Origin of the sequence: Vibrio sp. SCSIO 43097, from assembly GCF_023650755.1 — a bacterium.
Classification (GTDB): Bacteria; Pseudomonadota; Gammaproteobacteria; order Enterobacterales; family Vibrionaceae; genus Vibrio; species Vibrio alginolyticus.
In genome coordinates this window covers 895783-908067 of the sequence record NZ_CP071841.1, presented here as the reverse complement: position 1 = coordinate 908067, position 12285 = coordinate 895783, and the positions used below count along the sequence as shown (strand labels likewise).

Genomic DNA, 12285 nt, shown 5'->3' with positions numbered 1-12285 from the left:
ATTTAGAACAAATATGAGATATTGTCCGCTACGCTATGTGGTTAACGTTGTGGAGCAAAGTTCACCTATCGAGGGAATGTTTGGTAACGAACACCCATCATTTGTTCCATACAGTGCACAACTTGGCAGCTGTAACCGAATTCGTTGTCGTACCAGATGTAAAGTACACAACGCTTGTCTTGTGCGATAGTCGCTTGACCATCTACGACGCCTGCATGACGAGAACCAACTAAGTCAGTTGATACAATTTCTGTTGAATCGGTGTAGTCAATCTGTGCCGAAAGCTCAGAGTTCAACGCCATTTCACGCAAGTAATCGTTCAGTGAATCACGGTCTACGTCTTCACCTAAGTTTAGATTAGCGACTGCCATAGATACGTTTGGTGTCGGTACGCGAATCGCGTTGCCTGTTAGCTTGCCTGCAAGCTCTGGCAATGCTTTAGCAACTGCTTTTGCCGCACCTGTTGAAGTCAGAACCATGTTTAGTGAAGCACTACGTCCGCGACGGTCACCAGAGTGGAAGTTGTCGATCAAATTTTGGTCGTTTGTGTATGAGTGCACGGTTTCAATATGGCCAGAAAGAACACCATATTTATCGTTCAGAGCCTTAAGGACTGGCGTGATTGCATTTGTTGTACAGCTTGCCGCAGAGATGATGGTGTCATCTTCTTGAATTACAGACTCATTTACACCGAATACAACGTTTTTGATGTCACCTTTACCTGGTGCTGTTAGCAGTACTTTCTCTGCGCCTTTACACGCTAAGTGTTGGCTCAGGCCTTCAGAATCACGCCAAACACCTGTGTTATCAACAACTAGCGCGTTATTGATACCGAAAGCTGAGTAATCCACTTCGCTTGGGTTATTTGCGTAGATGATTTGGATGTAGTTGCCGTTAACGATCAGTGCTTTACGCTCTTCATCGATAACAATGCTACCGTTGAACTGACCGTGAACTGAGTCACGACGCAACAAGCTAGCACGCTTCTCCAAATCGCCTTTTTTACCGCCACGAACCACAATCGCACGTAGTCTTAGTGGGTAACCTGGACCACTTTTCTCAATGAGAAGGCGAGTAAGTAGTCGACCAATGCGACCGAACCCGTAAAGAACCACATCACGCGCTTTCAATGAAGAATCTGCGTCGCGAGCGCCATCAAGTGCAGTGATAAGGAAATCGTTTAGAGAGCTTGTATCGTCATGTTCATTCCAGTACATAGTTGCCAATTGGCCAACATCGACACGGCATGAAGAAATGCTCATTTCACAAAGCGCTTGAATAATAGGCATCGTGTGCTCAAGCGAAAGTGGGTTACCGGTATAACGTCTTGCAACGCGATGAGTTTTGAGAATGTCTATAGTAGTAGCATTAATAAGCGTTTTACCAAACAGAACCACTTCGATTCCTTTTTGACGATATAGCTTACCAATTAGAGGGGAAATAGATTCAGCAATCGTTTGGCTAGTTTGCCAGTCTTGGAGATATTTCTCTGGACTCATTGTTGTATTAGACCTTTCACGTTTTGGGGGCTAACCATACTCTCTGCTGTTGCCTCTTCGGCAGCGTGCAAGAGTGTGGTGGGTTATGTAATCGGGTTGTAATAGTTATGTGTGCGGATTCTAAGGTCGGAGTCCTTATTCTGCTAGGAAAATTAAATCCAGTGTAAAACACTACTTAAGGGGACGTTAGTGGTGGATTAATGTGACTAAAGCAGTGGTTTTCACGTATTGACATTTAGAAAGTAACTTACTTTTTTTGCGATGATAACGTTTGCTTTCAAATTATTTTTGTTGACAAAAATGGATATTTTGCATTTTTGTGTGATTTAACTCGATAAGGCAACTCAATAGGTAAACATACAATAGATGATTTCCTGAAAAGTGATGCGACTCTTAGTTGTGAGTGAAACTTTATTGTTTGCATCCAACTTTAAGATCAAAAAATATGACTTGAATCACAATTGCCACTTCATTAGCCGATGATAAAACACTCACAATAACCATAATCTAGGTAGGTGAATGTTGTTTGAAAGTAACAATGTCGTATATGCCTTTCAATGCAAGAAACTAGTCTAATATTAAATAAACGGATGAAATCAACCATTAGGCTGATGGATGTTGAGATTATCAATAAAAACACGCTTAGCACTCCTCGCACTATTACCCGCTGTGGTAATAGTGGTGTTTGCAGTTCAGCAGTTTTCTGATAATGCGTTGCGCGTGAGCCGTCTCAATCAAACGGTTAGCAATATTCAAGGTTTCCAATTGATATCCAAGGCCTCCCACTTTATTTACTCCATAGAGAAAGTACGCCGACAGCCTGATCTTCAAGTCTCTGCAGCCATTAATATTGAAGAACAAGGTGAAGTTATTTCTTCTTTGCATCAAAAGTTTGTGAGTAACCCTAATACTGCTGAGTATGCTGATGAACTGAAAGAAGCCATGCTGGGGGTATTGTCAGGTAGATTGAGTGAGATGGACGACCTGGGTGATTGGGCATTTCAACAGCTCCAAAATATGTCGCGCTCTTTGTTGCAAAATCATCAATGGTATGGCAGTGACGATGGCATTCGCATGCAAAATTTTATTGCCTACCTTGCTCAGCTCTCTTTTTGGACACAGAAAGAAGCTTGGCTGACGAACCGTTTAGTCCAAGACCCTAAGAGTCGGCTAAGTCAAAGTATGTTTTATCAGGCGATTGACAGACAGCAGCAAAATTTGGATGCGTTTTTAAACTTAGGTGGGTCATACGAGCAAGTGGATAAATTGCTTGGCTTGTTTACTTCGCCGAGATATCAGAGAAACTTGGCGTCTCGCGGACAATTAATGTCAGGAGACATGTCACAAAGTGACTACGCCGCGTATTTAAAAGAACTCGATTTTCGTGTGCAGCGCTTACAAGTGCTCATTGATGGGTTCACCAAACAAACTGAGCAGTCGCTTCTCACGCAGGTTCATGAACAAAAGGCCAATATAGCGATGATCAGTTTTGGCGTCGCCTTAGTGGTTATCCTGCTTTGTTGGCTCGGATTTAGTACTTGGTTCCGAGTTAACAGCAAACTCGATGCGATCATTCATACTTTAAACGCGTTGATCAACTCCGAAGAGAAGCAAACAAAAGTCAAAGTTGATGGAAGTGATGAACTGACCATTTTTGCTCAGCAAGTGAATCGAGTGGTTGAAGAAATGCAGAGACAAACTGAAGAAATACTGCATGCAAAAGAGTCAGCAGTATCGGCTAATCGTGCAAAATCTGTGTTTCTTGCCAACATGTCACATGAAATACGCACGCCCCTTAACGGGATCATGGGCATGACAGAAATACTCTCTCAAAGTGAGTTGTCTTCGCATCAACAAGAAGTTGTTGATGACATTGACTCCTCATCTCAAACACTGCTTACTTTACTTAACGATATATTGGATCTCTCTAAAATCGAGTCTGGACGATTGGAGCTGTCACTAATAGAAGCGGATATCCGAGAAGTCGTGTATCAGTCGATGATTTTATTCCAATCCAAAGCAACATCTAAACAGCTAAAGTTAGGTATTAATTTAGCTTAAAATATCCCCATTCGCGTGATGGTCGATGATCATCGTGTCAAACAGGTAGTTACGAATCTGGTATCGAATGCGGTTAAGTTTACCGAAAGTGGGCATGTATGCGTTGATGTTAGTTATGAAGAGTTACTTGAGAAAGAACGTGGAGTGCTGACGTTTAAAGTAGAAGATACCGGAATAGGCATTGATCAAGATAAGTTAACCACGATTTTTGAACCCTTTACTCAGGAAGATGAAGGAGTGTCGAGGCAATTTGGCGGTACAGGGTTGGGTTTGGCAATTTGTTGTCAGCTTGTGTCGATGATGGGGGGCAAGCTCGTAGCAACATCTACAAAAGGAGTGGGCACATGCTTTGAATTCTCGATTGAGGTTGAAGCAATTCCGGTGTTTGGCTGGCGTTCGGAGGTGATTAATAAAGGGCTTTTGATCTGCTCAAATTACGACTACGCCGACCAAGTATTAAAAGAGTGTCGCTTAGCGAAAATCAATCTCTTTGGTGTTAATAATGTGAATGAAGTGCAAGCGATAAATGATGACTTTGATGTCATATTTCTGTGCCACAGTAACGACGCTAATACCGATGAAATCTTGGATAATCTATCATTTAATTACGATCTTCGCCGTGTGATTATTTGCCAGCATCATTTATCCACTCCCTACGAAAATGCAGAAAAAGTACATGCCGTACTCACATTACCTTTCCTTGGCAATCGATTTAAGCATGTCATTGATGATTTAGCTAAGGTTGAAAAGACTATATCAAGTGACAATGTCACCAATAATGTTGTCAGCTCTGAATATCGAGCGTCGCGCTCTCATCGGAGGATCTTAATTGCGGAGGATAATTTGATGAACCAGAAAATAGCGAGTTTTTTTCTGGATAAAGCAGGTTATGACTATTTGATAACAAGCAACGGTCAAGAAGCGTTAGAAGCCATCACAAAGGGAGAAGAATTCGATGCAATTTTAATGGACTGCATGATGCCCGTGATGGATGGACTGACCGCGACGAAAGAAATTCGTCGTTGGGAAAAGAAAGCAGGACGCGAAAAAACGATGATTATCGCACTCACTGCGAGTGTTTTGGAAGAAGACATCCACAACTGTTTTGCGGCAGGCATGGATGCTTATTTACCTAAGCCGTATAAATCGAACCAGTTATTTGAGCTCTTTAGTGAATTAAAACTCGCCTAGCTAACATTTCAACTTAGACAAGGCGTCAAAACGATAAAGCCCCACTTCAGGGGCTTAGTTCTGATTATTCATTGTTGTGCGTTGGCTTGAGCGCCTGCGAGTTTGCTTATGGTTTGGCGATAGGTTAGGTATGCGGAAACACCAGCTAACAGGTTGCCGATACAAGCGCCTAAGAGTAAACCTCGGATTCCATCCATTTGAGCGCCAACCCACAAGCACGGTAGGAAAAAGACAAACAAGCGCAGCGCTGAAATAGTGAGCGCGGTGTAAGATTTGCCTAATGCATTACAAAGAGAAACCATTAGCATACAAACCCCTAATGAACCCAAACTGATCGGCACTATCAGTAAATGCATTTCCAAGACTTGCTCCACTTGCACATCACTTGTCATCAATAATGCGAGTGGGTTTGCGACGGCAAATGTAATGGCAGCAATCAAAAGTTGGAAACCTAGAATGAATTTTACGGCAATACTGACGAGCCTTTGGATATCTTCATAGTTCTTTGCCCCAAGTAAGCGTCCAACCATTGGAGGCATAGACATTGTCAGCGCCAAGACCGAAACGATAGCAAAGAACTCATAGCGTGAACCAAGCGCCCAAGCGGCGACTGCTGCGGTTCCAAAGCTTGCCAATAATTTTGTTGCTAGCATGGAAGACAACGGTGGCAGCAGTTGGCTAATCATCGCGGGGCCCATAATGTTACCGATAGATGCAACACTTTTGGCTACGTTAAGATCTTGCCATTGTGTCGTTGCCCAGTGATTCTTCTTCACGCGAGGAGCGACGACTAAAATACCAAACCCAAAAGCGACGATGGTTGCTATTGCCGCTCCGTTAATACCCAAGTCAAACGTGAAAATAAATAGCGGATCGAGTACAAGGTTCACGCCGCTGGTTATCATCATCATTGTGCCAGGTAACATTGTATTGCCATTAGCTCGGCAGATACTGTAATAAAAATACAAAACCGCACCAGTCCATGAGCTTAATAACCACCAAGGCCAGTAACTGTCGATTATCGGCATAACAGATTCTGGAGCGCTTAATAGAGCTAAAATGGGGTAGCGCAAAAGCCAAATTAGCCCGCCAAAAATAGCGACACCAATTGAGCCGATCATCAATACCAATCCGCCAAGTTGTTTGGCATACCGACTTTCATTCGCCCCAAGAGCTTTAGAAATGACCGCTGTCGTTGCGATCCCTAGACCGACTTGAATACCGATAATGACCATTTGCAAAGGCAGAGTGAAACCTTGAGCGGCTAACGGTAAAACGCCGAGCTGACCGATAAACGCACTATCCACAAGCTGAAAGCTCATTAAAGACAGAACGCCAAATAGCATTGGCCAGGTCATCGTAAATAATTGTTTTGCAAGCGTTGGTTGTGTACTTGTCGTAGTTGAAGACATAGAAAGCTGAATGCGTTAGGAATAAGAGTTAGATTGATTGTACACGGCGGTTAGTTTAGAGACAAAAATAAACCCCGAGGAAGATATTCTTGCTCGGGGTTCGAAAATCTAGCTTACGCGTTTATTTTTTGCCGCTAGTTTGCTTGTCTTCTTCAGTCAGCTCACGAATGCGACGGCTGATGTCACGACGTGCTTTAGAGATCTCAGCGCTTTTAATGATGTGGTCATCAACACGATCTTCATAGTCTGCTTTCATATTTTTGATGATTGCGACGATTTCATCGTGAGTCATTTCTGGTTTGATGTAGTCTAGAAGGTTTTCTAGAAGATCAACACGTTTACGGTTATCACGAACTTTCTTCTCGTTATCAAGAAGCTCACGTTTTAGTTTGTTTTTACGACGAGCTTGGTTAACGATTTCAAATACGCTACTCATAGTTCTCTTTCCTAATTTTATGAATATCTTCCTCGATTAAAGCACAACATCCAGTGGCATAACAGTCTTTAGATCAATAGCAATGCAGAGTTGAACATTTCTCAACCAATTGCGTTGTGTCCATATAATCGTGCTGCTTTCTTCGAGTTTTGGCCAACATTGTAGAATCCATCGATTCATTGTCATAACGTGGCCTTCACTATATTATCAACACCATTGAATGCAAAATGATGAACTTGATATGGACTCTGGTAACACTGCGGAGCAAGTAAATAGTCAAGATAATGAGCAAGTCACTCGCTCTGTGGCTGAAAAGTTAAAAACGGCGTATATCAACGCACGCGAGCAACTCGAAATCATCGAAGTTGAGCTTAATCGTTCAAAAATAATGATGGTCGACCAAGATGGCAATTTGACGAGAGTGCCGATTCTCTCGGAGCATTGATACCTGACCCTATTCGTAAGGGGTGTCAGGTCTTACGCTATGCTTTAGCCTGACACCAACACCTGAACCGCTAACGCTTCTTGCACTGCTGTGTGAATTTATGGCGTATGATTTCGAAGCGATTTAGGTACAAAGTCAAATGCAAAAATAATAAGGAAATGCATTATGAAAGTTGAGCTAACGGCAATTGAAGCACGAGTTATTGGTTGCTTGATCGAAAAAGAAGTCACTACCCCAGATCTTTACCCCCTCAGCCTGAACGCATTAACCAACGCGTGTAATCAAAAAAGCAACCGTGATCCCGTGATGTCACTCTCTGAGTCAGACGTACTCGATGCCGTTGATGCTCTTATTGAGCGCAGGCTCGTCAGTGACGAAAGTGCGTTCAACAGCCGCGTCAGCAAGTATCAACACCGTTTCTGTAATACGGAATTTGGTGATTTAAAGCTGACAGAGCAGGAGAAAGGCATTGTATGCTGTATGCTTTTGCGCGGTGCTCAAACACCTGGGGAAATTCGTACTCGTACTAATCGTCTCGCGACATTTCATGATGTAAAAGAAGTGGAAACGGTCCTTGAGCATTTAGCAAGCGAAGAGAAAGGACCATTAGTGGTCAAATTACCACGTGAGGCTGGTAAGCGGGAGTCGCGTTATATGCATTTGTTCTGTGGTGATGTTGATGCGTCCGAACTTGCAGCGCCTGTGTCTGCTGCAAGCTCGAGCTCCGATCGAGTAAGTCAGCTAGAGCTCGAAGTCGCTCAGCTGAAAGAAGAGCTGGATGAATTAAAAGCTAAGGTTGAGTCACTGCTTTCATGATGGAAAATACAACGCAGCGTTGGAGTGTCTACCTGATACGAAATAACCGCAACGCGTTGTATTGTGGTGTTACCAATGATGTTGAACGAAGATTCAATCAGCACCAAACCGGAAAAGGAGCGAAAGCTTTGAAGGGAAAAGGCCCTTTGGTATTGGAATGGTCATCGGATTTTGACTCAAAGACGCTTGCCATGCGAGCAGAGTACTATATTAAGCAACTAACTAAAGCGAAAAAAGAGCTGCTCGTTATGTCAAAAGCAAATATTGTCGTCGACGAACATCAACAAATGATGTTAGAGATAGTGGCACTCTGATAAGCCCTTGCTACGCAAAGATACACGGAAACCGCCTATGTCACATTGGCGGTTTCTTTTTGTTTTTGGAGTACCATGTAGGAATAAACTGACGCATAATGGGCTGGCGTTCTGTTTAAAGGTCCCGAGTATGAAAAGCGCGAAATGTCTCTACGTCATCGAGACAAAGGAAGCGACTCAATGTACTTTATTTGCATCCACTCAGACCAAGAACCAATTTACTATTGAAACAGGCACTAAGAGGAAGGTAGATTACAAGAGTATAGGATGACTCGGCTAGGTAATGAATAGAGCTGAATTAGGCTCATAAAAAAGCTAAAAGAGCAGTAGATGAAAAAAGCGTTAGTATTCTCCCTGATTTCAATGGCCGCTTTTGCGCCGAATGTGCAGGCCACCCAAGTTCTTAATGGGTATTGGGCATATCAAGAGTTTTTAGACCAGTTTCCACAACAGAAGCAGCTAACTAGTGCGTTGGCTGAAGTGGTAAGAGAAACCCCTGTACCCGTAGCAAAAGACAAGAAGCGTCCACTGAAAATTTCTGTTGTTTATCCAGGGCAGCAGATCTCTGATTATTGGATTCGAAACATCGACGCGTTTGAAAAACGCCTAGATAAGCTTGATATCGACTATCAGCTAAATCAAGTGTTTACTCGTCCTAATGCAGATATAAAGCAGCAAAGTTTGTCTTTAATGGAGGCGCTGAAAAGCAACTCCGATTACTTGATCTTTACTCTAGATACCACAAGACATCGTAAGTTTGTTGAGCATGTCTTAGATTCAAAGAAAACCAAGTTAATTTTACAAAATATCACCACACCTGTTAGGGATTGGGAACATCATCAGCCGTTTCTTTATGTTGGTTTCGACCACGCAGAAGGAAGTCGTGAATTGGCCGTTGAGTTTGGCAAGCGTTTCCCTAAACATAGCCACTATAGTGTTCTCTACTTCTCAGAGGGCTACATTAGTGACATCAGAGGCAACACTTTTATCAACCAAGTGAACCGCGATAATCAATTTGAACTACAATCTGCTTACTACACCAAAGCAACAAAGCAATCTGGGTATGAAGCTGCAAAAGCCAGTTTGGAGAAGTATCCGGACGTTGACTTCATTTACGCGTGTTCTACCGATGTAGCATTAGGTGCTGTTGACGCTCTTAAAGAGTTAGGTCGTGATGATGTCATGATCAATGGTTGGGGCGGCGGTTCAGCAGAGTTAGAGGCGCTTTCTAAAGGGGAGTTAGACGTTACCGTTATGCGTATGAACGATGATACAGGTATTGCAATGGCTGAGGCCATTAAGTGGGATTTAGAAGGAAAGCCAGTTCCCACCGTTTACTCTGGTGATTTTGAAGTCGTTACCAAATCGGACTCTCCAGAAAGAATTGAAGCATTAAGAAAACGTGCATTTAGATACTCAGATAATTGATGACAACTACATCAAAAACAAGAAAGCGTCGCTCACTGTCGACGCTTATTACCAAAATAATTATTCTCGTACTTGCTCCGATCATTCTAGGCATCTTTGTTCAGAGTTATTACTTCTCGAAGCAGATTATTTGGCAGGAAGTCGACCGAACCAAGCAGCAGACCTCTGCCCTGATCCTGAACATTTTTGATAGCCATTTTGCAGCGATTCAGATTCATCACAACAGCAATTCGAAAAGTGATGTTGTATTGGATTTTTATACAGAACGTGATGAAGAGGCACTCAATTACTTTTTCATGAGTATTGACCAGAGTGATCCTTCCCATACACCGGAGTTTCGTTTCCTAACCGATCATCAAGGTATTATTTGGGACGATGGCAACGCGCATTTCTATGGCATCAACAACCTGATACTTAGCCGACTTGCCAGTCAAGTGACCTTTAGCAACAACTGGTATTATCTACCCTCACAGACCCCGATGGGAACTCGTCATCTGTTACTTCGTCGTGTACCTGTTTTACAACCTAAAACCGGTGAAGTGATGGGGTACTCTTACAATGTTGTTGTTTTAGATAATAACTTTGGGTTGATGGAAAGGTTAAAAAATGAAGGCAACGTCGACAATGTTGTGTTGGTCGCTAACAACACACCATTGGCAAGCTCATTAGTAGGAGATGAGGCTTATCAAATATTTGACGTACTCAAACGACGAGAGTCCCAGCACAAGCTTGACCAATTATTGATCATCAAAACCCCTATTGAGGTAAATGCCGCCGAGACTGACTTGTGCTTGCTTACTGTGCAAGACAATCAGAGCGTGGTGACATTGCAAATCCAACACCTGTTAGCAATGCTAGCCTCAGTTATCGGTATGGTCATGATTGCGCTAATGACTAAAGAATGGATCGAGAATCGAGTAGTTGAAGAGTTAGGATCCCTGATGGCATATACCCGCTCGGCTCGTGAAGAAAAAGGATTTGAGCGTTTTGAGGGGTCAGATATTGAGGAATTCGATCATATTGGTTCGACACTAGAAAACACTTTTGAAGAGCTTGAAGCACAAAAGCGGTCTTTCCGCGACCTGTTTAACTTTGCGTTATCACCTATTATGGTGTGGTCTGAATCGGGTGTACTTGTCCAAATCAATCCGTCAGCACGCAAAGAGTTAGTCATGGAAAACGATGTTGAAACCATGCACCCAGTGTTCAAAGGTTTCAAAGAAAAGTTGATGCCACACCTTCGCATGGCGGCTCAGGGAGCTACGTTGACAGGCGTTAATGTGCCAATTGGAGACAAAGTATATCGCTGGAACTTATCGCCGATTCGAGTTGATGGAGATATTAGCGGTATTATTGTTCAAGGTCAGGATATAACCACGCTTATTGAGGCGGAAAAACAGAGTAACTTGGCGCGCAAAGAAGCAGAAAAATCTGCTCAAGCCCGTGCCGACTTTCTGGCTAAAATGAGCCATGAGATCCGAACGCCAATCAATGGAATTTTAGGGGTTGCTCAATTGCTAAAAGACTCTGTGGAAACAGAAGAGCAGAATAACCAAATTGACGTACTTCGACATAGTGGTGAGCACTTACTTGCTGTTTTGAATGATATTTTGGACTTTTCGAAGATTGAGCAGGGTAAGTTTAATATCCAAAAGCACCCGTTTTCTTTCACTGATACAATTCGAACGTTAGAAAACATTTATCGTCCTATTTGTGAAAGTAAAGGTGTCAACCTTGTCATTGAAAACAAAATAGATCCCAATGTTGAAATCTTTACTGACCAAGTTCGTCTGAACCAAATTTTATTCAACCTAGTCAGTAACTCAGTAAAGTTTACGCCCTCGGGTAGCGTGCGCTTGCATGCGGAACTTGAGCAGTTCTATGGCGCTGACAATAGTGTACTGGTCGTGGAAATTACGGATACAGGTATCGGCATCGAGTCTGACAAACTCGACCAAATGTTCGAACCTTTTGTTCAAGAAGAAGCAACAACGACTCGAGAATACGGTGGCAGTGGCTTAGGGCTGACCATTGTGAAGAGCCTTGTCGACATGCTGGAAGGTGATGTTCAAGTCCGCAGTCAGAAAGGCTTAGGAACGACTTTTGTCATTACAATGCCAGTGAAAGATCGTGAGCGAGTACTCACCCCTCTTGATTCGAGTTTGCGAGTTAAGCCAGGTGAACTATTTGCAGAGAGTCTCAAAGTGTTGTTGGTAGAGGATAACCATACTAACGCATTCATTCTAAAAGCGTTTTGTAACAAGTACAAAATGCAGGTTGATTGGGCGAAAGATGGGTTAGAAGCAATGGAATTCTTAAAAGATCATACTTACGATTTGATACTGATGGACAACCAACTTCCGCATCTTGGTGGAATTGAAACGACCAAAGAGATCCGACAAAAGCTAAAACTAGGCACGCCAATTTATGCGTGTACTGCTGACACCGCGAAAGAAACCAGTGACGCCTTTATGGAATCGGGTGCGAATTACGTGCTTCTCAAGCCGATTAAAGAAAATGCGCTCCATGAAGCATTTGTGGATTTTAAACAGCGGTTCTTAGTTGAGCGAACATGAATAATTGGCTCACTACGGGATAACCCAATTATTCATTATCTGAAAAGCACAACACCATGACTGTGGGTTGTGCTTTTTTGTATCTGCCCCTTTTACTCTTATACAAA

At 42.9% G+C, this 12285-nt stretch carries 8 protein-coding genes and 1 pseudogene; 6 read left to right on the top strand and 3 right to left on the bottom strand.

Annotation, left to right across the window (positions count from 1 at the left end; all coding sequences use genetic code 11):
- Positions 1-65: 65 nt before the first annotated feature.
- Entirely contained in the window at positions 66-1499 is a 1434-nt protein-coding gene (locus tag J4N40_RS20355; protein WP_250654689.1) for a glyceraldehyde-3-phosphate dehydrogenase, read from the bottom strand.
- A gap of 615 nt (positions 1500-2114) precedes the next feature.
- Between J4N40_RS20355 and J4N40_RS20350 the strand changes: the two are divergent.
- Positions 2115-4751 (top strand): annotated as a pseudogene (locus J4N40_RS20350) (hybrid sensor histidine kinase/response regulator).
- A 68-nt stretch (positions 4752-4819) separates the two neighbouring features.
- On the opposite strand, the gene J4N40_RS20345 reads toward J4N40_RS20350, so the two are convergent.
- Positions 4820-6163: an MATE family efflux transporter gene (locus J4N40_RS20345; RefSeq protein ID WP_085569148.1), complete on the bottom strand. Its 1344-nt coding sequence runs from the start codon at positions 6161-6163 to the stop codon at positions 4820-4822.
- Positions 6164-6284: 121 nt separating this feature from the next.
- Complete coding sequence (locus J4N40_RS20340) at positions 6285-6599, bottom strand: DUF496 family protein (RefSeq protein WP_005373603.1); 315 nt, start codon at positions 6597-6599, stop codon at positions 6285-6287.
- A 241-nt stretch (positions 6600-6840) separates the two neighbouring features.
- On the opposite strand from J4N40_RS20340, the gene J4N40_RS20335 reads away from it, so the two are divergent.
- The 5 genes from J4N40_RS20335 (at position 6841) to luxQ (ending at position 12178) form a co-directional block, all read left to right on the top strand.
- A complete protein-coding gene (locus J4N40_RS20335; protein WP_031777159.1) occupies positions 6841-7044 on the top strand; it encodes a hypothetical protein in 204 nt (67 codons plus the stop codon).
- Positions 7045-7209: 165 nt separating this feature from the next.
- Positions 7210-7860 carry a YceH family protein gene (locus tag J4N40_RS20330; protein WP_005373594.1) on the top strand — a complete coding sequence of 217 codons (651 nt, stop codon included), beginning with the start codon at positions 7210-7212 and terminating at the stop codon, positions 7858-7860.
- Entirely contained in the window at positions 7857-8174 is a 318-nt protein-coding gene (locus tag J4N40_RS20325) for a GIY-YIG nuclease family protein (protein ID WP_005373593.1), read from the top strand. Before J4N40_RS20330 ends, J4N40_RS20325 begins: the two co-directional genes overlap by 4 nt.
- 330 nt (positions 8175-8504) lie before the next feature.
- A complete protein-coding gene (locus J4N40_RS20320; protein WP_005385634.1) occupies positions 8505-9602 on the top strand; it encodes an autoinducer 2-binding periplasmic protein LuxP in 1098 nt (365 codons plus the stop codon).
- Positions 9602-12178 carry a quorum-sensing autoinducer 2 sensor kinase/phosphatase LuxQ gene (gene luxQ / locus J4N40_RS20315; protein WP_250654688.1) on the top strand — a complete coding sequence of 859 codons (2577 nt, stop codon included), beginning with the start codon at positions 9602-9604 and terminating at the stop codon, positions 12176-12178. The genes J4N40_RS20320 and luxQ overlap by 1 nt, the downstream gene beginning before the upstream one ends.
- The last annotated feature ends 107 nt before the right edge of the window (positions 12179-12285 follow it).